Raw genomic sequence first — 22,056 nt, forward strand, 5'->3', positions numbered from 1 at the left:
ATCTTGTTGCAGTGCGGGCTGCGGAGGCGGGGAGATACCGGAGCGTACCGGTGTGTTACGACGCCCGGTGTGAAGGGAGCCGTGTTGCGGACCCGGTCCGGACCGCTCATAGTTGCGCTGCGGAAGAGGCAGCAAACCGGGGGTGGAATGGGCGATGGCCGGGCACGGGACGGAGAAGCATCCACACGGTGCCGACCGACTGTGCGCCGCCGGGGATCGCGTGTATTCCCGTGCCGTGCGCCGAGGCCGGGTGCCGCGCACGGACGCCGACGCGGTGCCGTGTCTGCTGGAGCTGGCGCTGCTGCATCCGGACCCCGACGACATGGACTGGCTGGTGCCGACCTCCCCGCAGGAGGTCATGACCCAGCTGCTGCGCGGGGTCTACGACGAGGTCACCGACAGCCAGCGGCGGGTGGGCTCGGCGGTGGCGGCCTTCGAGCGGTACGCCGGTCTGGGACGGCAGTTGCAGGTCGCGTCGGCCTCCGCCGAGGGCACGGCGGCGATCCGGGTCCTGGACGGGCTGTCCCGGATCCAGGCGGCGATGGACGAGGCGACGGAGGCGTGCACCAGCGAGGTGCTGACCGTGCAGCCGGGCGGTATCCGCCGCGAGTCGGAGCTGACCGAGGGCCTGCACCGGGCGGTCGCCCTGCGCGGCCGGGGCGTGCGCATGCGGGACCTGTACACGCATGTCGCCCGGCACGGCCAGGGCCTGCTCAACTACCTGGAGCTGATGGGTGACGCGGTGGAGGCCCGGACCCTCGACGAGGTCATCGACCGCCTCATCCTCTTCGACCGCACGGTCGCCTTCATCCCCGCCAACGCCGACCGCACGATGGCCCTGGAACTGCGCCACCCCGCCCTGGTCGAGTACTTCGTCACCGTCTTCGAACGCCTCTGGCGCCTCGCGATCCCCCTCACCGCACCTCTCCCCGACACCGGCATCGAGGGCATCTCACACCGCGAGCAGTCCATCGCGGCGCTGCTGGCGGAGGGCCACCAGGACGCCGTCATCGCCGAACGCCTGGGCATCAGCGTCCGTACCTGCCGCGCCCACATCGCCCGCCTCTCCGAGACGCTGGGCGCGGCCAGCCGTACCCAGCTGGGCGTGCGGATAGCACAGGTGGGGCTGGACCGGCCGCCGGGCGGGACGAGCGGGCCGCCTGCCGCGATCAGCCTTCCTGATCAAGGATCCCCGAGCGTCCGATGAGATAGCCGAGTTGGGCGCGGCTGTCGCTGCCGAGGGTGGCGGCGAGCTTGGCGATGTGGTCGCGGGCGGTACGGATGTTCATGCCGAGGCGTTCGGCGATGACGGCGTCGGTGTGGCCTTCGACGAGGAGGGCGGCGATGGCCTGCTGGCGGGGGGTGATGCCGTTGACGGTGGGGCGGTGCTCCCGGTGCGGGTAGATGGGCGTGGCCAGCCGCCACAGCCGGTCGAAGGCGGTGACGAAGTACGTGATCAGCGCGGGATGACGGACCTCCAGGGCCAGGCTGCTGTTATCGGCGGCGGGTAGGAAGGCGACGGCGCGGTCGATGACGAACAGCCGGTCGGGCAGCTCGTCCAGCCCCCGCACCTCGATGTCGCCGCGCAGCCGCTCGAACCCGCCGAACACGGTCGGCACATGGGGCAGGGTGTGCTGGTAAAGGGCCCGGATACGGGCCCCACGGTCGAGGACCGCCTGGTCCCGCTCCCAGGCGGCGGAGGCGGCGGCACGTCCACGAGTCCCGGCCAGTCCGGAGTGCGACTGGATACCGAGCACCTCTTGATCGGCTTCGGCCATCGCGTCGGTGATGGCCTGGTTGATCGGCTTGGTGCCGCTGTGCAGCCGTAGGATGGGGGATTGGGTGTCGGCCATGTGCGTATCGCTGACCCGCATCAGGGCCTCGAACTGTCGTACCAGCCGTTCCTCGCGTCGGCGTTCGTCGGCGATACGGGCCGCGGAGGAACGCAGCAGGCGGTGCAGGGCCGCGGTGGGGGCGACGGGTTCAAGCCGGCCGAGGTCGTCGAGGGCGGGGTGGAGGAGACCGAAGTCGGTGAGACAGGGGGCCTCGGCGGCGTCCTGAGCAGATACGTGCCCCTCGTTCAAGGCGCGTTCGTACAACTTCGCCCCGGCGGCGCACAGCTCCTCGACGCAGTGATCACAGCGGCTCATGGAGCTGCCTCCGATTGATCGAGGATCCCTGAGCGTCCGATGAGGTAGCCGAGTTGGGCGCGGCTGTCGCTGCCGAGGGTGGCGGCGAGCTTGGCGATGTGGACACGTGCGGTGCGGACGTTCATGCCGAGGCGTTCGGCGATGACTGCGTCGGTGTGGCCTTCGACGAGGAGGGCGGCGATGGCCTGCTGGCGGGGGGTGATGCCGTTGACGGTGGGGCGATGTTCGGCCTTGGGGAACATGGGCGTGGCCAGGCGCCAGAAGCGGTCGAAGATGGTGACGAAGTACGTGATCACCGCCGGGTGGTGGACTTCCAGGGCGGATTTCCCGTCATCGTCGGCGGGCAGGAAGGCGACGCCGCGGTCGATGACGAACAGCCGGGCGGGCACCTCGTCCAGGCCCCGGGCCACGTTGTCGCCCGCCATCTCCTCGGCATAGCCGTACACGTTCGGCAGATGGAAGAGGGTCTGCTGGTAGAGCGTGCGGATCCGGCCGCCCCGGTCCAGGAACGCCTTGTCGCGGTCGTAGGAGGCGGTGTACGCGGCGGTGCCGCGCTCGCCGACCATGCCCGCGTGCGGCTGGATGCACAGGACTTCCCGCTGGGCCTGCGCCATGGCCTCGTCGATGGCCTGGTTGATCCGCCGGGTGCCGTTCAGCAGCCGCAGTGGCGGGGTGTCGGCCGTCGTGGTGGGCCGGTGTTCGATGCGGGTCAGCGGTTCGAGGTACTCCACCAGGAGCTCCTCCCGCCGCCACTCCTCGGCGATGCGGGCGCGACCGCCGCGCAGCAGCCGGTTCAGGGCGACGGTGGGGGGCACGGGCTCCAGCCGGCCGAGGTCGTCCAGTGCTGGGTGCAGCAGGCCGAGGTCGACGAGACAGGGTGCCTCGGCGGCGTCCCCGGCCGGTATATGCCCTTTGCCCAGGGCTCGCTCGTACAGTTCCGTCCCCGCGGCGCACAGGTCCTCGACGCCGTGCTCGGGGTGCGGGGCGGAAGTCACCGGGTGCCGCCCTCCTCGGGGAGCTTCTGGTCCAGGATCCCGGACTGGGCGATCAGGTAGCCGAGCTGCGCCCGGCTGCCGCTGCCAAGCGCTTGGGCCAGCTTGGCGATATGGGCCCGGCAGGTGCGGACGTTCATGCCCAGCCGACGCGCGATGGCCTCGTCGACGTGCCCCTCGACGAGCAGCTTCGCGATCGAGTGCTGGATGTCGGTTATGCCGTCGGCGGCCGTTTCATAGGGGGTGCCGGCGCTCAGCGGAACCGCTCTGGCCCACATGAACTCGAACACCTTGACCAGATAGCGGACCAGGCCCGGATGGCGCAGTTCCAGAGCGACCTGCTGGTCGTCCCGGATGGGGATGAAGGCGACCGCCTCGTCACAGATGATGAGCCGTTCCACCAGCTCGTCTATGGAGCGGTACTCCACCTTGCCGTCGGCGAGCTGGGCCGCGTAGGCCAGCTTCTCCTGGCTGTAGCGGGCGGTGTGCTGGTACAGGGTCCGGATCCGAACACCACGCTCTATGAGTGGCTTGTCGCGTTCCAGCCCGCGCAGCACGCTCTGCTCGGAGACGCGGTCGCTCGGCTGGACGGTGAGCATCTCCGTGTGGCACTGCGCCGTGGCCAGGTTGAGCGCGGCGTTGATGCGCTCGCCGCCCTCCAGCACCGTGATCGAGCCGCCGCCCGACGCGGACTGACCGCCGATGGACAGGAAGGGCTCGAAGGTGCCGGCGATGTCGGTGGCCAGCTGACGGCGTGCGCTGATCTCGCGCTCGAGGGGGTTGAGACGCTGGGCCAGTGCGATCGCCGGCGGCACCGGGCGCAACCAGTTCGGATCGTCGGGATCGGGGTGCAGCAGGGCAGACTCCATCAGGCAGGGAGCCGGTTCCGCGTCCGCGCGGGCAATCCGTCCCGCGCGCAGAGCGGCCGCATACAGACGACTACCCTCCGTGCACAGCTCGTTCGAGGCGTGGGGATGTGTCGCGTTTGAGTGACTTGTTACCAAAACTCCACCCCCCAGGGTCCTGAACATGCAGGAACATGATGCACCGATTGTGTGGCCACGACGTGCCCGAATGAGCCATCGTCGTACCTGACGGGGGAAAGGGGACCTTCAAGTGAGGACGAAGCCGAAGATGCGTAACAGACTGCTTCGCTCGGTGCTTGTCGCTGCCTTCTCGGCCCTTGCAGCCCTCGGGGTGCTCAGTGGCTTTTCGGCCGCGGGCGGGAGTGAGGTTCACGCGAACAGCACTTGGCCTGCGGTGGCCGCGGACTCCGAGACTGCCGGCAGTGCTGATTCCGCGACCGATGGAGCCGGGAGCTGACGTGACCACCCCACCCGACGACCGATCCTTCCGGCGCGAAATGGCCACCGCCTATCGCTCCGGCTGGCACTTCATCGACCTGGTCACCGCCATCCCCCACAGCGGTGACTCGCTGATGGTGACCGTCTTCGGTGAGCCGGTCGTCGTCACGCGGGACGAGGACGAGGACGTACGGGCCTACCGGTGCCTGCGCAAGCCCCGGGGTGCGCCGCAGCCCGTGCGGTGCGCTGTCCGGTACGGAATGATTTTTGTGAATCTGGACCAACGGGACCACCGGCTGGCTGAGCCGGATGTCCCGGACGTGAGGACCATCTCGGCCACCCCCCGCAGTGCCTGACGCGATTCCCCCGTCGTAAAAGATCGCTCAGGTGCTTCCCCCCGCAGCGGCGTCACCGTGACCTGAACACGGTGACGCCGCTGCAGTTTTCTGGGGACATTTCGGTGTATCGGCCGGTTTCGGCCAAGGTCCACGGTGGCTGAAAACTGCCGGTGGAACACCGAAAGAGCGGGGCGGCCACCCCGGGGCGGCCGCTCGATCCCGCCCTCCTGGCCCTGGGTGCCCTCCCGTACGCTCCGCATGCCTCCGTCCGGCCCCTGCCGCGCTCCCTCCCTCTGCTTCCTTCCGGCCACCCGGCGGCGTGCCGCGTCCTCTGTGCCCACCCCGCCCGGCCCCGCCGCCGACGCGTGGCGCACGCTTCATGCGGAAGCTGGTCCCCGGAAGCACTCCCGCCCTCACCTTGAGTGGAATAGACTCAACTTTGTGTACGTTGGCTGAGTCAGCCGAACGACGCCGAGGAGGAGAACGCGAACGTGGACGCCGAGCTGACCAACAGGAGCCGGGACGCGATCAACGCGGCCGGCAACCGGGCCGTGACCGAGGGGCACGCGGACCTGACGCCTGCCCACCTGCTGCTGGCTCTGCTCCAGGGCCAGGACAACGAGAACATCACCGACCTGCTCTCGGCCGTCGAAGCCGACCAGGCCGCCGTACGCCAGGGCGCCGAGCGCGCGCTGGCCGCCCTGCCCAGCGTGACCGGCTCCACGGTCGCGCCCCCGCAGCCCAACCGTGAGCTGCTGGCGGTCATCGCCGACGCGGGGGACCGCGCCAAGGACCTCGGTGACGACTACCTCTCCACCGAGCACCTGCTCATCGGTATCGCCGCGAAGGGCGGCGCGGCCGGCGAGGTGCTGGAACGGCAGGGGGCCACCGCGAAGAAGCTGGCGGAGGCCTTCCGGAAGGCGCGCGGCGGGCGGCGGGTGACCACCGCCGACCCCGAGGGCCAGTACAAGGCGCTGGAGAAGTTCGGGACGGACTTCACGGCCGCCGCCCGGGACGGCAAGCTCGACCCCGTCATCGGACGGGACCAGGAGATCCGGCGGGTCGTACAGGTGCTGTCCCGCCGCACCAAGAACAACCCCGTGCTCATCGGCGAGCCCGGCGTCGGCAAGACCGCCGTGGTCGAGGGGCTCGCCCAGCGGATCGTCAAGGGGGACGTGCCCGAGTCGCTGAAGGACAAGCGGCTGGTGGCGCTGGACCTCGGGGCCATGGTCGCGGGCGCGAAGTACCGCGGTGAGTTCGAGGAGCGGCTGAAGACCGTCCTCGCCGAGATCAAGGACTCCGACGGGCAGATCATCACCTTCATCGACGAGCTGCACACCGTCGTCGGCGCCGGAGCCGGCGGTGACACCGCCATGGACGCCGGCAACATGCTGAAGCCGATGCTGGCCCGCGGTGAGCTGCGCATGGTCGGCGCCACCACCCTCGACGAGTACCGGGAGCGGATCGAGAAGGACCCGGCGCTGGAGCGCCGCTTCCAGCAGGTGCTGGTCGCCGAGCCGACCGTCGAGGACACCATCGCCATCCTCCGTGGCCTGAAGGGCCGTTACGAGGCCCACCACAAGGTGCAGATCGCGGACAGCGCGCTGGTCGCCGCCGCCACCCTCTCCGACCGTTACATCACCTCCCGCTTCCTCCCCGACAAGGCCATCGACCTGGTTGACGAGGCGGCCTCACGCCTCCGGATGGAGATCGACTCCTCGCCCGTCGAGATCGACGAACTCCAGCGCTCCGTCGACCGGTTGAAGATGGAGGAGATGGCGCTGGAGAAGGAGACCGACCCGGCCTCCCGGGAGCGCCTGGAGAAGCTGCGCCGCGACCTCGCCGACAAGGAGGAGGACCTGCGCGGTCTCAACGCCCGCTGGGAGCGCGAGAAGCAGTCCCTGAACCGGGTCGGCGAGCTGAAGGAGAAGCTCGACGAACTCCGCGGCACCGCCGAACGCGCCCAGCGCGACGGTGACTTCGACACCGCCTCCAAGCTGCTGTACGGCGAGATCCCGCAGCTGGAGAAGGAGTTGGAGGCAGCGTCCGAGGCCGAGGAGGAGACGGCCCGGGACACCATGGTCAAGGACGAGGTCGGCTCCGACGACATCGCGGACGTGGTGGCCGCCTGGACCGGTATCCCCGCCGGGCGTCTCATGGAGGGCGAGACCCAGAAGCTGCTCCGCATGGAGGACGAGCTGGGCCGCCGGCTCATCGGCCAGACCGAGGCCGTACGAGCGGTCTCCGACGCCGTACGACGTTCACGGGCCGGCATCGCCGACCCGGACCGCCCCACCGGGTCCTTCCTCTTCCTGGGCCCGACCGGCGTCGGCAAGACGGAACTGGCCAAGGCGCTCGCCGACTTCCTCTTCGACGACGAGCGGGCGATGGTCCGTATCGACATGTCGGAGTACAGCGAGAAGCACAGCGTGGCCCGGCTGGTCGGCGCCCCGCCCGGATACGTCGGCTACGAGGAGGGCGGCCAGCTGACCGAGGCGGTCCGCCGCCGCCCCTACACCGTGGTCCTCCTGGACGAGGTGGAGAAGGCCCACCCCGAGGTCTTCGACATCCTCCTCCAGGTGCTGGACGACGGCCGTCTCACCGACGGTCAGGGCCGCACGGTCGACTTCCGCAACACCATCCTGGTGCTGACGTCGAACCTGGGCAGCCAGTACCTGGTCGATCCGGTGCTCGGCGAGGAGGAGAAGAAGCGGCAGGTCCTCGACGTCGTCCGGCACTCCTTCAAGCCGGAGTTCCTCAACCGCCTGGACGACCTGGTCGTCTTCTCCGCCCTGGCCAAGGACGAACTGGCCCGGATCGCCCGGCTCCAGATCGACCGGCTGGCCAAGCGCCTGGCCGACCGCCGGCTCGCCCTGGAGATCACCCCGGAGGCCCTGGCCTGGCTCGCCGAGGAGGGCAACGACCCGGCGTACGGCGCCCGCCCGCTCCGCCGCCTGGTCCAGACCGCCATCGGCGACCGCCTCGCCAAGGAGATCCTCTCCGGCGAGGTCAAGGACGGCGACACGATCCGCGTGGACGCCTTCGGAGAGGGCCTGATCGTGGGCCCGGCAACAGCCGGGGAACCGATCGGGGAACCGGTCGGCGGAACGGCCGGGGAAGCCGTCGAAAGCACCGGTCAGGGCACCGGAAAAACGCTCTGAGCGGAATTCCGCCAACGGGAGATGAACCCGCCGGGGCTGGGGTTGCCACCCCCCTCCCCGGATGGGGGAGGATGGCGGAGTCCAGACGAAGGGAAATTCACGGTGACCATCGACCCGTCCTCGATCCCGAACTTCGGGGGCCAGCCCGAGCCGCAGCCCCAAGGACCGGCGGGCCCCGTCGTCCCGGATCAGGATCTCGTGAAGCAGCTCCTCGACCAGATGGAGCTCAAGTACGTCGTCGACGACGAGGGTGACCTCGCGGCGCCGTGGGAGCAGTTCCGTACGTACTTCATGTTCCGTGGAGAGGACGAGCAGGCGGTCTTCTCGGTGCGGACGTTCTACGACCGCCCCCACAAGATCGACGAGAAGCCGCAGCTGCTCGAGTCCATCGACGACTGGAACCGGCGGACCCTGTGGCCCAAGGTCTACACCCACACCCATGACGACGGCACCGTCCGTCTCATCGGTGAGGCGCAGATGCTGATCGGCACGGGCGTCGACATCAACCACTTCGTGTCGTCCACGGTCAGCTGGGTGCGGGCCGCGATCGAGTTCGACAAGTGGCTCGTCGAGCAGCTCGGCCTGGAGGAGGCCGTGAACGAGGCCGACGAGCCCGAGGACGACGAGGAGTAGGCAGCTCTACAGAGGCGTACCGGCGATGACGACCAGGTACGCGCCGTAGCCGAACGAGAGCCCGGCCAGGGCCGCGACCACCACTGTCGCGTGCCAGGGCCGGGCTCTCGCCGTGCGGACCAGCGCGCGGGCCAGGGGGAGCAGGAGAGGGAAGGCCGGCAGGAGGAAGCGCGGCTTGGACTCGAAGAAGCCCGAGCCGCCGAGCGTGATCAGGAGGAGTACGGCGGTGTAGGCGAGGAGGGGGAGCGGGGCCCGGTCCAGCAGCAGGAGCGCGTAGAGGACCACCGCCGCAGCCACGATCACCAGGGCCATCGGGAAGACGAAGCGGTCGCCGCGCAGGAGCAGGTCGCGGACGAAGCGCAGCGAGCCCCGGCCGAGGTCGAAGCGTGAGCCCCACAGGCGCTGTACGCCGAAGTAGCCGCCCAGCGGATCGCCGGTGCGGCGGCCCACCCACAGGACGTACGCGAGCCAGCCGAGCGGGGCGAGTGCCGCGCCCGTCCACAGCCTGTGGGCAACCCGGCCGCGGGAGCGGTGCAGACGGTGTATCTCGCAGCCGGCGGCGAGGAGGACGGCCGCCGCGACCGCGAAGCCGTTCGGCCGGGACAGCCCCGCCAGGGCGGCCAGGGTGCCCGCCCACAGCCAGTTCCCGGCCAGAACCGCGTAGAGGGACCATGCGGCGAACGCGGTCAGGACCGGTTCCGTGTACGCCATCGACAGCACGACGGAGTGCGGGAGCAGGCCCCAGAGGAGGACGAGGGCCGTGGCCACCGCGCGGCCGTGCAGGCGGGCACCCACCGCGTAGATGCCTGCCGCGGCCACGGCGGCTGCCGTCCAGGACACCAGCAGCGCCGCTCCCGCCCCGCTCAGCGGGCTGACGGCGGTGAGGGTGCGGATCAGGGCCGGGTAGAGCGGGAAGAACGCCAGGTCGCTGTGGATGACGTCGGGGCGGAAGTACAGGGTGCGGCCGTAGCCGTGCGCCGCGATGCCCAGGTACCAGACCGAGTCCCAGGACCGGCCGAGCAGGGTCAGCGGGTGCCTGCCGCCGGCCCAGGCGGCCAGCGCGACCACGGCCATGCCGGTGAGCCGGGCCGCCGCGAACAGCCCCACCGCGACGCCGCCCGCCGTGAGGACGGACAGACGGGTGCCGGGCCGCCGTGCGACGGGCGGGGAGAGAGCGGCGGTGCTGGTGGTCGTGCTGGCGTGGCTCACATTCGCACCCTGCCGGGGGTCCGGGGGGAAGTGCGAGAAATATGCGGCCGATGGGGTAGCGGCCGGACCCGGCTCCTGGCGTGGCGCGGGCCGCCGACGGGCCCGGGGGCGGGCCCGGGCGCGGCTGCTACGGTTCGCGATCATGGGAAACCGCTTGTTCTCCGCGCACGAGGTGATCGTCCGCCGGGAGATCCTCGACGGGCGTGAGTGGATGGTCTACCCGGTGCGCGTGGTCGAGGACACCGGCGACCTGCTCGCCGTCCACCTCGCCCAGGGCACCCCGCTCACCTTCGGCCCCGGCCCGTTCCGCTGGGGACCCCACCCCTGGACCGCCTTCGAGCCCTACTGGCAGTCGGAGGGCGTACTCCAGCTGCAACGCCCCGGCGACGGCTACTCGGTCTGGGCGCGCTACTCCGGCGGCGAGTTCACCGGCTGGTACGTCAACTTCCAGGAGCCGATGCGGCGCACCGAGCACGGCTTCGACACCCTCGACCAGGAGCTGGACCTGCTGCTGCCGGCGGACGGATCGCCGTACCGCTGGAAGGACGAGGACCACTTCGCCGAACGGCACCGCTCCGGCGGCTTCACCGACGAGGAGGCGGCAGCCGTCCGCGAGGCCGCCGCCTCCGTCGTGGAGCTGGTGGAGGGGCGCGGGGGCTGGTGGGAGCGGTGGCGGGACTGGCGGGCGCCGCAGGGGTGGGAGGTGCCGGGAGCGGTGCCCCTTACGGCGTAGTCGCCATGGGGTCGGCTACGCCGGCCGCCGCAGCCTTTCCGCCGCTTCCTGCAGGACCTCGGCGCGCTTGCAGAACGCGAACCGCACGAACGGTGCCCCCGCCTCCCGGTGGTCGTAGAAGACCGCGTTCGGGATGGCGACGACCCCCACCCGCTCCGGGAGGGAACGGCAGAAGGCGAAGCCGTCGGTCTCAGGCCCGCCGCGAGGATGTCGCGCTTGGTCCGCATGTCCTCGCGGAAGGCCTCGAAGTACGAGTCCGGGAGGGCGAGGGCCTCCGCGACCGCGTACTGGAAGGGGCCTGAGGAGACGTACGTCAGGAACTGCTTCGCCGAGCGCACCGCCGTGACCAGCTCCGGCGTCGAGGTCACCCAGGCCACGCCCCGTTCGTGCACTCATTTGCATGTCACGCAACAGGCACATCGCAGGCTTCTCCAGCACCATGGGGCGGGCCGCCGCCCTCGGAGGGAGGGCGGCGGGCCGGAGGGGTCAGCCGAAGTAGCCCTCGAGGTCGGCGATGACACTGACCGAGCCGTTGGCGTTGTGGATGTGGATGTAGCCGTTGGAATCGAGCGGGACCACGGCCAGGACGGGACGGGTCTCGCCGGTGGTCAGGTTGAGGTCGGAGACGTTCGGCAGACTGCCGTCGCCGTAGGCGGTGAGGTGGGTGCTGGTGGTCGGCCCGGTGCCGGTGAGGTTGACCAGCACCGCGCTCGCTCCGACCGGCACTCCGTCCACGCCGGCGACCTTCACCGCGAGGGTGCTGTTCGCGGCGAGGCGCTTGGCGGGGGCGCCGGTGCCGTAGCGGGTGTCCAGGAAACGGGTGGGGGTGGTCGGGACGAACGGGCCGCCCGAGAGGGAGGTGCTGTCGCCCGCCGCCGAGTCGCCGGCGAACTCGTTGGTGTAGAGCCCCTGGAGGTCGGCGATCAGGTTGACGTACCCGGCGCTGTTGTAGATCTTGATCTTGCCGCCGGTGCAGACGGTCGGCGCGACCAGGTTGGAGACGGTCTGCCCGGCACGGTAGTTGAGGTTCGACGTGCTCGGCGGGCGGCTGGATCCGCAGAAGACGGTGACCACGCCGCTGGTGGTGCCGCCGGTCACGGTGACATCGAGGACGGCACCGATCGTGGCGAATCCTCGCGCGTACTTCGGGAGGGTGACGGTCGTGATGCTGCCGGGTCCGACCTTGCCCTTGGCGGCGCCGGTGCCGTTGCGGGTGTCCAGCACCCGGGTGGGGGTGATCGTGGCCAGGTTGCTCAGGCGCTCGTCGGTCGTACTGGGCTTGGTCGTGGAGTAGCCCTCCACGTCGGCGACGAGGTTCACGGAGCCGTGCGCGTTGTAGAGGTCGACGTAGCCGTCCTTGCCCACCCGGACCGTGACCAGGTTGGGGTTGACCTGCCCGGCAAGGAAGTTGAGATTGGACGCGGCTGGGCGGCTGGTGCCGTCCGGGTAGACCGTGACCACGCTGCCGGCGGTGGCATTGACATCGGTGACATTCATGGTCACCGCGGTGACGCCGGTGGTGGGGATGCTGTCGACGCCGAGGATCTTCAGGCGGACCACCCCACCGGGGCCGACCTTCCGCTTGGCGGCGCCCGTGCCGTTGCGGGTGTCCAGCACCCGCCATGGACCCGCCGCGACGTAGGCCGTGCCGACCGTGGCCCTGGCGGTCGCGGTCGCGGTGCGTCCGTCGGAGTCGGTGAGCTTCTGGGTGACCGTGTGCGTGCCGGCGGCGGTGTACGTGTGCTTGACGCTTCCGGACGAGCCGGCGACGGAGACGGCCGGGGTGCCGTCGCCAAAGGTGATCAGGTCGCTGGTGACCGGGTAGGGGAAGAAGTAGCTGGTGTCGAAGGAGCACGACGCGGCGTCGGGCGCGGAGGGGCTGGTCCCGCAGCCGATGCCTCCGGTCAGTGCCGGCACCGGGAGGACCGGGAACGAGGCGTCCGCGGCGCCGAGTTTCGTACCGTCGGTCCTGTCCACCACGACGAGGAGCGTGTCGTCGGTCCTGCCGGTCTCCTGTGTGTACGTGTGCGTGGCCGAGCCGGTGGTCGACGTGGCGGTGCTGCCGTCACCGAAGTCGAAGGTGTAGCTGAGGTTCTGGGAGTCCGACCAGGGGTTGCTCACCACAGCGGTGAACGTGACCGGTACACCGACGTAGATGTCCTTTGCCGGGGTGACTCCGGTCACCGCGAGCGGGTCCTGGAACTCCGTCGCTCCTCGGTCGTAATCGCCCGCGCCGGTACCGGTGTCGGCGACCAGCGGATCGTCGACCCGCGCCTTGCCGTTGAGGTCGGTGGAGAGTTCACCGGGCGCGTCGGCGTTCGCCGAGTCGATGAGCGCTGAGTGCTCCGACACCACCGAGGTGAGCGTCAGATCCGTCTGGTCCAGATCGTGGGCACCCTGCCCGGTGCCCGTGCCGAACGCCTGGCTGGTGCCGTAGGCCGTGCCTGCCCAGTCGTAGTCGGTGCCGGTCGGCAGCGGATTGACCGCGTTGTAGTCCGCGGTGACCTGGGCTGCGGAGGCGGCGTCCACCGTGATCTCGGCCGGGGTGCCGGTATCGGAGCACGTGGTCGTCCCTTGGGCGTACGTGACGGTGTTTTCGACCGACCCGGAGCTGCCGTCGGTCAGGCTGACCGCATCGCCGCAGACTGTCGAGATGGTGTCGCCCGCGAGAGTGATGCCGGTGGTTCCGGCGGCCGAGACACCGCCGCCGACATCCCACAAAAAGACGTCGTCGGCGAGAGTGACGTCCTGCGCTCCGGCCGCACTGGCGAAGCCCAGCCCGGGCGATTGCGGAACCGTGAGCCGGGTGAGCGAGATGTCGGAGGAGGTTCCGTCGACGGCTATCGCCGGAGTGGTCGTGGTGGTGGCGCCGGTCCTGACGGAGGCGCGGCTGTATTTGATGTGCTGGGAGTTCGTCATGACGAGCGCGCTGGTGCGCGACGCGTAGGCGTCGAGCCCGACGATGCTGACGTACCGGGCCCCGGAGAGGGTGATCGCGACGGTGCCGGCGCCCCCGACAGTGCTGCTGGATCCGTTGCCGGCGGCCGCGATGAAGGTGATCGGCGCGGCGGAGCTGCCGACCGAGGCGATGGTCACCGGGGCGTAATGCGTGGTGTTGGCGGCGACGTGGACGACGTCCCCGGGTATCGCGGCGTCCGCAGCCGGCTGGATCTGGCAGAAGGGTTTCGCCTGGGAACCAGGGCCGGTGTCGCTGCACACGGCAGAGGCATCGTCGACGTACAGAGCGGTGCTCGTATCCGCATGGGCGGGGCTGGTGCCGAGGCTGCCGAGCAGGACTGCGAGGACAGCGGAAGCTATGAGTGGTCTCCTGTGTGGCACGGGCGCGTTCTCCCCCCGGCCGCAAGCATCGAATCCAGTGCCAACGGCCTGATACTCCAGTGGCTCCTGATGGAGCCGAGAAGAGAGTAGAACCACGCCCAGGGCTGTGGATGGCCGGGGATGGCTGCTTACCCAGGGAGGACACCGCGTCCCCGCTGCGATCGGCTGAGGATCCAGAACGCGGCCTCAACCGTTGTGCCGACCTGCGTGATCTCCGCACGACGCGGGCGGGCAAGGACCGTGCCCGAGCCCTCAGTCCTGTCAGCTCTCGTAGTGGTAGCGGCACTGTGCGATCAGGACGGCATCCTCGGTGGCCTTGTAGATCAGTCGGTGCTCGTCGTTGATGCGGCGCGACCAGTAGCCCTGGAATCCGTGCTTGAGCGGTTCCGGTTTGCCGATCCCCTCGTTGCCCTTCCGGGCGATGTCCGCGATGAGCGTGTTGATGCGCTTCAGGATCTTCCGGTCCTGAAGCTGCCACCACAGGTAGTCCTCCCAGGCGCGGGAGGAGAAGGTGATCTTCATTCGCGGCCGCTATTCGTCGGTCGCGAGCTCGCGTACGGTGCCGCCGCCGTTTTCCAGCTCGTCGATGGACGCGAGCAGGCGCCGGGCGTTCGCCGGGCTCCGCAGCAGGTACGCCGTCTCCTTCAGGGACTCGTAGTCCTCAAGGGAGACGATGACGACCGGCTCGTGTCCGGCTCGGGTGATGACGACCTCCTCGCGGTCGTCGGTGACGGAGTTGAGCACCTCGGCGTACCGGGCACGGGACTCGGAATACGTCATGGTCTTCACGATCGACCCTCCTTCCACGTACAGGAAATTGTACGTCGATCCCAGTTGCGCGGCAAGCACCGGAATGCCGGCCGCGGCCGGGCGGCCTCCGAGGACCGGCCCCGCAGGACGGCAGTCAGTGCGCGAATGCTTTGCGGAGCCGTTCCGCCGCGTCCACCAGTACCTCGGTGCGTTTGCAGAAAGCGAAGCGGACATAGGGTGCGCCCGCGTCCTTGTGGTCGTAGAAGACGGCGTTCGGGATCGCGACGACACCGGCGCGCTCCGGGAGCGCGCGGCAGAAGGCGAAGCCGTCCGTCTCGCCGAGGGGGCGGATGTCGGTGGTGACGAAGTACGTGCCGGACGGCTGGAAGACCTTGAAGCCGGCATCGGCGAGGCCCGTACCGAGCAGATCCCGCTTGGCCCGCAGATCCTCGCGGAAGGCGGTGAAGTACGTGTCGGGCAGGCGCAGCGCCTCGGCGACGGCGTACTGGAAGGGGCCGGAGGCGACATAGGTCAGGAACTGTTTGGCCGAGCGGACGGCGGAAACGAGCTTGGGGGTGCCAGTAACCCAGCCGACCTTCCAGCCGGTGAAGGAGAAGGTCTTGCCGGCCGACCCGATGGTGACCGTGCGCTCGCGCATGCCGGGGAAGGTGGCGAGTGGGAGGTGCCCGGCCTCGTCGAAGACCAGGTGTTCGTAGACCTCGTCGGTGACGACCAGCAGGTCCCGCTCGACCGCCAGCTCGGCGATCGCGGTCAGCTCGTCGCGGGTGAGGACCGTGCCGGTCGGGTTGTGCGGGGTGTTGATCAGGAGGAGCCGGGTGCGGGGTGTGACAGCCGCGCGCAGTTCGTCGAGGTCGAGGCGGAAGGTGGCGCCGTCCGGGCGGAGGGTGACCGGGACCCTGGTGCCGCCCGCCATCGCGATACAGGCCGCGTAGGAGTCGTAGTACGGCTCCAGGGCGACGACCTCGTCACCCGGCTCCACGAGGGCGAGCAGGGCGGCCGCGATCGCCTCCGTCGCGCCCGCCGTGACCAGCACCTCGGCGTCCGGGTCGTACGACAGTCCGTACCGGCGCTCCTGGTGCGCGGCGATCGCGGTGCGCAGCTCGGGGACGCCCGGCCCCGGCGGGTACTGGTTGCCGCGCCCCTCGCGCAGCGCCAGCACGGCCGCCTCCCTGACCTCCACGGGGCCGTCGGTGTCCGGGAAGCCCTGCCCCAGGTTGATGGACCCGGTGCTGAGCGCCAGGGCGGACATCTCGGCGAAGATCGTGGTCCCGAACTCTGCGAGCCGGCGGTTGAGGAGAGGGCGTTCGCTGGAGGTCATGCCGGTCATCCTGCGCCCAAGCTCTGGAGTTCCTCAACTAGGACGGCCCACAGACGGCCCAGCGCTCACAAGCCGCCTGATGCAGGCTTTGCGATCAGCGGCAACCAAAATCGGTGCAGCAAGGTCTCATGGATATGAGCCCTCATTTCACGGTGCCGGGTGCGACACGCTTCAGCATGGTCCGCCTGCTTGGGGCCGGCACGGTCATGATCGGTGCGCTTGCTGGGTGCACGACCCAGCCGACAGTATGCGCGGCCTCGGCGGTATATGCGTTCCCCTCCGTCCAACTAAACGTCTCGGCCTGGACGCGATCGCACCCACAGGCGACAGTGCGAGCCTGCGCCGACACTCACTGCGTGTCGTACCCAGCCGGGGAAGTCGGAGCACACCTGCACGTCCCGACTTCACCCGGCACCGACCCAGGCCGCATGGTGACAATCACCCTCACCGCGGATCAGGCCGGACAGCAGGTGCTCCGGACCAACACCTTGGTGCGGCTCGTGCACCACACCACGCACGATCCGTGTGGACCACGGGACGGGTGGACAGCGTCGGTCACCCTCACCGCGACGGGAAAACTCCAGCCCGGCTGATTGCCGGCGCCTAGAGCCCCAGTTTGGAAGATCGCGTCTCCGACCGTGGGGCGACCAGGTGATACGCCTACCGGCGCGTTCCTGGCGGCCTCGCCGGAGTTCCCCGGTGTTCCCCTCTGGTTGCCGCCCTATCAGGCACGCAGGGGGCACGGACGGCTGCTGCGCGCCGTTACGGCGATGGGGCCGTCTTCCTGCGCCGAGCGAGCCGACGCCGGGCCACCAAGAGGCTGTTCAAGACCAGCAGCGTTGCTCCCGCGACGGCCCAGCCCACGGAACCTCCATCGCGGTAGGTGTTGAGCCCGACCGCCAGCAACAATGCGCCTGCCACCAGGCCCATCAGGTCGTGGAGGAGGTCCGCCCATCTCATGACCTTTGAAGGATTGATCACGCCTGATCGTGACAGGCGAACGCGCCCGCTGCCAAGGGCGAATTCCGTGCCGCGACCTGCGCCTTGGACAGGCGGTCGGCGTAGCGACTTCGGCCGGGAGTTTCAATGACCGAGTCAAGGCGATGGGCGCCGCCCCACGGTGAGGACGGCGCCCGTGCGAGGTGAAGGCTTTGAGGTCTGGCCTCATCCTTATCAGGTCGATCACAGGGGCCCGCCAACGTCGACCAACTGCCCCTGTGCCTCGGTCGGTCGTTCACTGAGGTCCGGCCTCGACCGTTGGCGTTCGCGCTTGTTGGTGTCAGCCACCCCAAGCGGTCTTGACAAAGACTGTCTCATCCCACCGCTGTTCGGCTGGGACCGGAGGTGAGCGCTGTGCAGCCGTCACACGCCAAGGCGGCCAGCGCGCCGGCCAACGTACTGCAGCACCCCACCGCAGATCAGCATGAGCAAGCTGCAGGCGAAGACGATGGTGGCGGTGGTGAAGTCGCGCACCGTGCCGCCGTAACGGGTCAGCGCCATCCCCGCTCCGAACAACAGGGCTCCGGAACCCCACAATCGCGGCCGCAGGATGTGCCCCCGCTGCCATCGCGTCGCCCACGTCGCCCGGCCAGTCGTGATGGCCAGGACACCCGTCCCGGCATAGAGCACCACGACCACCGCCACGGCGACCCATGAAATGACGTGCAGCATCGAACCCCCCTCGCCCAGCTACCCGATCGTGGCACTGCCTGCTGCGGACGGCAAGCGATCTCCCTTCACCCACCACCCTCCCCAAATCCCATCCCGCCTGCCGTCGGCCCACACACCGTGGAGCGGGCGTGGTTCATGGCGTCCAGGTGGAGCGCGCCACTGTACGAACGACCTGGACGCCATGGGCCGCGTCTGCTCGGCTCTGCCTGGGTCGTTGGCAGGCGGGATGGGAGCACTCCGCGCACGCCACCGCTCGCCGGCACTCGCGAACGGCGCCCCCGCCGGAGGCTGTTCTGAGCGTGGCCGCTTCTCTACGGTGATCGACTCATGCCCCGGCTCTGGCCACGTGGGCGCGCGTCGGCGCAGCGCGGGCGGAGCGGGCCGAAGGCAGGAGCGGCGCCCGCGGCGGAGCCGGGAGCGCGCCCGGCGGAGCGGAGCGCAGCCGGCTTGAATGAGGTAGAGAAACCTGTAACAGCTCTCGGTCTAAATGGTCACGACGCTGGCCGCACGGTTGCATGGCCTGGCGCAGGTGGCGGACCGTAGCCGGATCAGCTCCGCCGGCGAAGACGGGATGGCCGCAAGGGGGCATGGTGTGGCGGAGCAACTTCAACGCATCCCGGAAGCGGACGACGAGGGCAAGTACGAGTCGGCGCGCGAGCACGGGATGCACGCCCTCCGGCACTTCTACGCATCCGCGTTGCTGGACGCCGGCGAGAACATCAAGGCCGTCAGCGAGTACATGGGGCATGCCGATCCGGCGCTGACCTTGCGGGTGCACGCCCACCTCATGCCCGACAGCCGCGAGCGTGCCCGGCGTGCCATCGACACCGTGTTTCAGCGTCCCTCTGACGGAGATCACGGCCCACAGACGGCCAAGTGAGCTTCGGACGGCCCCTGGTCTGCAAATCTGTGCAGGGCAGGGGCCTTTTCCACGTGCTGAACTTGGAAACTTGCAGGTCAGAGGTCCACGACTCGCGGGTCCGCTCACCGTCACCCATTCTGAGTAAGGGGGCGCCCCTGACATCACCCCGGTCATCCCGAAGCACCGAACCAGGGACACTCGAGAGGAGAAAGTCGTGCGTATACGACGACTGCTAGGCCTTGCCCTCGCCGCAGCAACCCTCGCCGGCGTGAGCGCCGTCGGCGCCGCCACCGCACAGGCGGCGACGTATCCGGCCATATCGTCGGAACAGTGCACGAGCCAGGGCGGAACGGTCAACGAGGGAGGCCCCTACCGCGGCCCCACGTGCACCTTCCCCGACGGGCACAAGGAAAGCATCACCTGAGCGCGCCGGACCGGATAAGCGCGGCACGGCGGCCCTGACATCATGGAGCATCGCCCCGCGAGGCCGTCAGCGACTACATGAGATGACGGCCCACAGACGGCCCGGTGAGGCGCGGACGGCCCCTGAACTGCAACTTTATGCAGGTCAGGGGCCGTTGTGCTACCCGAACCCTCTGGAGTTCCTCAACTCTGCTTTGGTCGCCCGGAGGGCCGGGCATCCCCAGTCCACGCCGCGCTCACGCGGCGACCGGGGCGCCCACGGGGGGTCGCTCCGCGCGAACCGAAAGAAGGTGGCGCCATGGGCATCGTCTTCATCGTGGTGGTGGCCGCGATCATCTGCCTGGTGATCGTCCGGACCGCGGCCCGCAAGGGCGGGGTCGGCCGGGGCGGCTCCTCCTACGACAGCTCGGGCAGCTGGTGGGCCGGGGACTCGGGGTCGTCGTCCTCGCACGGAGGTCACGGGGGACACGGGGGACACGGGGGTCACTCCTGCGGCGGAGGGCACTCCTCGTGCGGGGGCGGCTCGTCCTGCGGCGGTGGCTCGTCGTGCGGCGGCGGGGGCGGCTGCGGCGGGGGCAGCTGACCGGGGGTCCGGCCGGAGAGCGGGTAGCTCTCCCCGGGCGCCCCGGCGTGCGCCGGAAGGAGCAGGGCGCACAACATCGTTGAACAGTTGAGCTGTGGAGCCCTCTGAGGGATGGAAACCCCACGAAGTTGGGTAAAAACGCTGTGGCAGCGCCACAGTTCATGATTCCCTCTAAATCACCAAAGCGGCGCCTCGGACGTCCTGACGACACCCCTCCCCCGGCCGGGCCGGCCGGGCCGATCTCCCGGTGTCGGCCGAGGTGCGCCGGACCACACTCCTCCCCTTTTGCGTGTTAGCGGAGCCGATCCATGCTCACGACCCTGAACACCACCTACACCGATACGCGCGCGGCCGACCTCGCCTGGGCCCTGGGTCGCGAACCGCTGCCCGCCCTGGCCACCCTGGACCTGGAACTGTCCGGGGCGAAGCTGCAGTTGAGACTGCTGGGCGCGTCCCACCAGGTGCTTCTGGAGGAGGAGTGCGGCGGCTGTTCGGAGACGGTGGCATGCATCCCGGGGTCCAGCACACCCCTGCCGCTCGGCGTCGCCAAGCGCGTCAACAACTGGGAGTACGAGTTCGCGGCCCGCGTCGAGGTGCTGTCACCCGGCTCCTTCGCCGGCCGCGCCCAGGAACTGCTCGCCCTCGTCTCCGAGCATCCGCACGGCCTCGCCGGAGTCTTCCCGGGCAGCCCGCACGCGTTCACCGCGCTGCTCGCCCAGCGCCACGAGGGCCAGGTGCACTGGCGTACCTGGCACGCGTACCCGCAGGACGGCCAATTGGTGGCGACCCGGACGAGGGTCGGCGTACGGGTTCCGGTGCCCCAGCCCCTCCCCGGGTGACATAAACCAACGGGGCGTCAAGGGCGGCCGCTTTCCACACGTGTGGGTGACGAAGCGTACCGAGCGAGTGACGTAACGTCGCAGAGTGATCGATCCGCACGCACCCGCCCCACCCGGCACACCGCCGCCCTGGGCCGCCCCCGCGCCGCTTCCCGTGCGGCCGGGGACGGGCCGGTTCCTGGTGCTCGCGTGCGTGTTCGTCTGCGCGGCCTGCGGATTGGTGTACGAACTCGAACTCGTCGCCCTCGCCTCGTACTTGATCGGCGACTCGGTCACCCAGGCTTCCGTCGTGCTGTCCGTCATGGTCTTCGCGATGGGCGTCGGCTCGCTGGTCGCGAAGCGGCTGCGCTGGCGGGCGGCGGCCGGATTCGGCGCGGTGGAGGCCGCGCTGGCGCTGATCGGCGGCTGCAGCGCCATGGCGCTGTACGCCGTCTTCGCCTGGACCGGCGCCTGGGGCGGCCTGTGGTCGACCGGGCCGCGCTGCCTCCTGGTCGCCTTCTCCCTCGCCATCGGCCTGCTGATCGGCGCCGAGGTGCCGCTGCTGATGGAGCTCATCCAGCGCATCCGCCGCCAGGACGCGGGCGGCGCGGTCGCCGACCTGTTCGCGGCGGACTACGTCGGCGCGCTGGTCGGCGGCCTGGCCTTCCCCTTCCTCCTGCTGCCCCTCCTCGGCCAGTTGACGGGCACCCTGCTCACCGGCACGGTCAACGTCGTCGCCGGGGGCGCCCTGGTCCTCGGCCTGTTCCGCCGCGACCTGTCCCGCCGGGCCCGCTGGACCCTCCTCGTCGCCAACGTGACCGTCCTCGGCGTCCTCGCCTCCGCCGCCGTCCACGTCGACGACTTCGAACGGGCCGCACGGCACGCGGTCTACGGCGACGACGTCCGGGTCGCCCTCCGGACAGACGTCCAGGAGATCGTCCTCACCGGCGGCATCCACGGCCGTCCCCTCGACCTCTTCCTCGACGGGCGGCTGCGCGTCGGCGGCCGCGACGAACGCCGCTACCACGAAGCCCTCGTCCACCCCGCGATGAACGGCCCGCACGCGCGCGTGCTGATCCTCGGCGGCGGTGACGGCATGGCCGCCCGCGAGGTGCTCCGGCACACCGGCGTCGACCGCGTGGACGTCGTCGAACTCGACGCGGGCCTGGTCCGCCTCGCCCGCCACGACCCCGCCCTCTCCACACTCAACGGCCACGTCTACGACGACCCGCACGTCCACGTGGTCACCGCCGACGCCTTCTGCTGGCTGCGCCGGGCCGCGCCGCTCGCCGCGTACGACGTGGTGATCGCCGATCTGCCCGACCCCGGCATCACGGCCAGCACCAAGCTGTACTCCGAGGAGTTCTACGGCCTGGCCCGCCGCGCCCTCGCCCCCGGCGGCCGCCTGGTCGCGCACGCCGGCCCGGTCCAGGGCCGCCCCCGCGTCTTCTGGACGGTGGCGGCGACCATACGGGCCGCCGGCCTGGCCACGACCCCCTACCGGGTCCTGGGCCACGACCCCGGGTTCGCCGCGGGCCCCGACCGCTCGGCGGGCGAGTCCAGGGCCCCGCACGACTGGGGCTTCGTCCTGGCGACGGAGGGTCCGCGCGCGCCGCGGCTACGGCTGTCGGCCGACGGTCCGCGGCTGCGGACACTGACGGAGCGGGGACTGGAGAGGGACGCGCTGGAGGCGCCGGTGACGGGACTGCCGGCTTCCACGTTGGTGGATCCGCGGTACTGAGCCGCCCCGG

General features: G+C 70.1%; 18 protein-coding genes and 2 pseudogenes. 10 read left to right on the top strand and 10 right to left on the bottom strand.

What is annotated here, in order from left to right; translation table 11 throughout:
• Window positions 1-154 precede the first annotated feature (154 nt).
• Window positions 155-1,207 (top strand): helix-turn-helix transcriptional regulator, encoded by a 1,053-nt coding sequence (locus ABTY98_RS20475; protein WP_352222343.1) that lies wholly within the window; start codon window positions 155-157, stop codon window positions 1,205-1,207.
• On the opposite strand, the gene ABTY98_RS20480 is transcribed toward ABTY98_RS20475, so the two are convergent.
• The 3 genes from ABTY98_RS20480 to ABTY98_RS20490 are packed head-to-tail and all read right to left on the bottom strand — an operon-like array spanning window position 1,170 to window position 4,173.
• Complete coding sequence (locus ABTY98_RS20480; RefSeq protein ID WP_352222344.1) at window positions 1,170-2,150, bottom strand: helix-turn-helix transcriptional regulator; 981 nt, start codon at window positions 2,148-2,150, stop codon at window positions 1,170-1,172. The two genes, ABTY98_RS20475 and ABTY98_RS20480, sit on opposite strands and share 38 nt — an antisense overlap.
• Window positions 2,147-3,145 carry a helix-turn-helix transcriptional regulator gene (locus ABTY98_RS20485; RefSeq protein WP_352222345.1) on the bottom strand — a complete coding sequence of 333 codons (999 nt, stop codon included), beginning with the start codon at window positions 3,143-3,145 and terminating at the stop codon, window positions 2,147-2,149. The genes ABTY98_RS20480 and ABTY98_RS20485 overlap by 4 nt, the downstream gene beginning before the upstream one ends.
• Complete coding sequence (locus ABTY98_RS20490) at window positions 3,142-4,173, bottom strand: helix-turn-helix transcriptional regulator (protein ID WP_352222346.1); 1,032 nt, start codon at window positions 4,171-4,173, stop codon at window positions 3,142-3,144. The genes ABTY98_RS20485 and ABTY98_RS20490 overlap by 4 nt, the downstream gene beginning before the upstream one ends.
• 332 nt (window positions 4,174-4,505) lie before the next feature.
• Here ABTY98_RS20490 and ABTY98_RS20495 point away from each other — a divergent pair, with 332 nt between their 5' ends.
• From ABTY98_RS20495 to ABTY98_RS20505, 3 genes are all read left to right on the top strand, one after another.
• The gene (locus tag ABTY98_RS20495) at window positions 4,506-4,802 is read left to right on the top strand and encodes a (2Fe-2S)-binding protein (protein ID WP_351317863.1); all 297 of its coding nucleotides are present in this window, start codon (window positions 4,506-4,508) and stop codon (window positions 4,800-4,802) included.
• Between the two features lie 473 nt (window positions 4,803-5,275).
• On the top strand, window positions 5,276-7,945 hold the full coding sequence (gene clpB / locus ABTY98_RS20500; protein ID WP_352222347.1) for an ATP-dependent chaperone ClpB: 2,670 nt from the start codon (window positions 5,276-5,278) through the stop codon (window positions 7,943-7,945).
• 102 nt (window positions 7,946-8,047) lie between these two features.
• Complete coding sequence (locus ABTY98_RS20505) at window positions 8,048-8,578, top strand: type III secretion system chaperone family protein (RefSeq protein WP_352222348.1); 531 nt, start codon at window positions 8,048-8,050, stop codon at window positions 8,576-8,578.
• A gap of 6 nt (window positions 8,579-8,584) precedes the next feature.
• Here ABTY98_RS20505 and ABTY98_RS20510 read toward each other — a convergent pair whose 3' ends face one another.
• Window positions 8,585-9,787, bottom strand: a complete 1,203-nt coding sequence (locus ABTY98_RS20510) for a putative hexosyltransferase (protein WP_502994291.1) — start codon at window positions 9,785-9,787, stop codon at window positions 8,585-8,587.
• A 142-nt stretch (window positions 9,788-9,929) separates the two neighbouring features.
• Here ABTY98_RS20510 and ABTY98_RS20515 point away from each other — a divergent pair, with 142 nt between their 5' ends.
• Complete coding sequence (locus ABTY98_RS20515) at window positions 9,930-10,520, top strand: ribonuclease FAU-1 family protein (protein ID WP_352222349.1); 591 nt, start codon at window positions 9,930-9,932, stop codon at window positions 10,518-10,520.
• A 15-nt stretch (window positions 10,521-10,535) separates the two neighbouring features.
• Here the strand turns inward: ABTY98_RS20515 and ABTY98_RS20520 are convergent.
• From ABTY98_RS20520 to ABTY98_RS20545, 6 genes and pseudogenes are all read right to left on the bottom strand, one after another.
• Window positions 10,536-10,897, bottom strand: a pseudogene (locus tag ABTY98_RS20520) (aminotransferase); the annotation flags it as partial.
• Between the two features lie 109 nt (window positions 10,898-11,006).
• Window positions 11,007-13,859 (bottom strand): PKD domain-containing protein, encoded by a 2,853-nt coding sequence (locus ABTY98_RS20525; RefSeq protein WP_352222350.1) that lies wholly within the window; start codon window positions 13,857-13,859, stop codon window positions 11,007-11,009.
• Between the two features lie 261 nt (window positions 13,860-14,120).
• A complete protein-coding gene (locus ABTY98_RS20530; RefSeq protein ID WP_352222351.1) occupies window positions 14,121-14,381 on the bottom strand; it encodes a Txe/YoeB family addiction module toxin in 261 nt (86 codons plus the stop codon).
• 9 nt (window positions 14,382-14,390) lie between these two features.
• A complete protein-coding gene (locus tag ABTY98_RS20535) occupies window positions 14,391-14,648 on the bottom strand; it encodes a type II toxin-antitoxin system Phd/YefM family antitoxin (protein WP_037676836.1) in 258 nt (85 codons plus the stop codon).
• 115 nt (window positions 14,649-14,763) lie between these two features.
• Window positions 14,764-15,957, bottom strand: a complete 1,194-nt coding sequence (locus tag ABTY98_RS20540; protein WP_352222352.1) for a pyridoxal phosphate-dependent aminotransferase — start codon at window positions 15,955-15,957, stop codon at window positions 14,764-14,766.
• Between the two features lie 1,353 nt (window positions 15,958-17,310).
• The gene (locus ABTY98_RS20545) at window positions 17,311-17,619 is read right to left on the bottom strand and encodes a hypothetical protein (protein WP_352222353.1); all 309 of its coding nucleotides are present in this window, start codon (window positions 17,617-17,619) and stop codon (window positions 17,311-17,313) included.
• Between the two features lie 613 nt (window positions 17,620-18,232).
• Here ABTY98_RS20545 and ABTY98_RS20550 point away from each other — a divergent pair.
• The 5 genes and pseudogenes from ABTY98_RS20550 to ABTY98_RS20570 all read left to right on the top strand — a co-directional run.
• Window positions 18,233-18,499, top strand: a pseudogene (locus ABTY98_RS20550) (tyrosine-type recombinase/integrase); the annotation flags it as partial.
• Between the two features lie 196 nt (window positions 18,500-18,695).
• The gene (locus tag ABTY98_RS20555; RefSeq protein ID WP_352222354.1) at window positions 18,696-18,905 is read left to right on the top strand and encodes a hypothetical protein; all 210 of its coding nucleotides are present in this window, start codon (window positions 18,696-18,698) and stop codon (window positions 18,903-18,905) included.
• A gap of 297 nt (window positions 18,906-19,202) precedes the next feature.
• Window positions 19,203-19,487, top strand: coding sequence for a hypothetical protein (locus tag ABTY98_RS20560; RefSeq protein WP_352222355.1), 285 nt, complete (start codon window positions 19,203-19,205; stop codon window positions 19,485-19,487).
• 308 nt (window positions 19,488-19,795) lie between these two features.
• Window positions 19,796-20,326 (top strand): DUF2617 family protein, encoded by a 531-nt coding sequence (locus tag ABTY98_RS20565; RefSeq protein WP_352222356.1) that lies wholly within the window; start codon window positions 19,796-19,798, stop codon window positions 20,324-20,326.
• A gap of 85 nt (window positions 20,327-20,411) precedes the next feature.
• Window positions 20,412-22,046, top strand: a complete 1,635-nt coding sequence (locus ABTY98_RS20570; protein WP_352222357.1) for a polyamine aminopropyltransferase — start codon at window positions 20,412-20,414, stop codon at window positions 22,044-22,046.
• The last annotated feature ends 10 nt before the right edge of the window (window positions 22,047-22,056 follow it).

It is taken from the genome of Streptomyces sp. NPDC096040 (assembly GCF_040303265.1).
Classification (GTDB): Bacteria; Actinomycetota; Actinomycetes; order Streptomycetales; family Streptomycetaceae; genus Streptomyces.

What these genes read in the sequence shown, in the direction of transcription:
- ABTY98_RS20490 (WP_352222346.1), bottom strand. Translation starts at nt 4,173, where the DNA reads ATGTTCAGGACCCTGGGGGGTGGAGTTTTGGTAACAAGTCACTCAAAC.
- ABTY98_RS20540 (WP_352222352.1), bottom strand. Translation starts at nt 15,957, where the DNA reads ATGACCGGCATGACCTCCAGCGAACGCCCTCTCCTCAACCGCCGGCTC.
- ABTY98_RS20480 (WP_352222344.1), bottom strand. Translation starts at nt 2,150, where the DNA reads ATGAGCCGCTGTGATCACTGCGTCGAGGAGCTGTGCGCCGCCGGGGCG.
- ABTY98_RS20545 (WP_352222353.1), bottom strand. Translation starts at nt 17,619, where the DNA reads ATGCTGCACGTCATTTCATGGGTCGCCGTGGCGGTGGTCGTGGTGCTC.
- ABTY98_RS20475 (WP_352222343.1), top strand. Translation starts at nt 155, where the DNA reads ATGGCCGGGCACGGGACGGAGAAGCATCCACACGGTGCCGACCGACTG.
- ABTY98_RS20560 (WP_352222355.1), top strand. Translation starts at nt 19,203, where the DNA reads ATGGGCATCGTCTTCATCGTGGTGGTGGCCGCGATCATCTGCCTGGTG.
- ABTY98_RS20565 (WP_352222356.1), top strand. Translation starts at nt 19,796, where the DNA reads ATGCTCACGACCCTGAACACCACCTACACCGATACGCGCGCGGCCGAC.
- ABTY98_RS20530 (WP_352222351.1), bottom strand. Translation starts at nt 14,381, where the DNA reads ATGAAGATCACCTTCTCCTCCCGCGCCTGGGAGGACTACCTGTGGTGG.
- ABTY98_RS20495 (WP_351317863.1), top strand. Translation starts at nt 4,506, where the DNA reads ATGGCCACCGCCTATCGCTCCGGCTGGCACTTCATCGACCTGGTCACC.
- ABTY98_RS20515 (WP_352222349.1), top strand. Translation starts at nt 9,930, where the DNA reads ATGGGAAACCGCTTGTTCTCCGCGCACGAGGTGATCGTCCGCCGGGAG.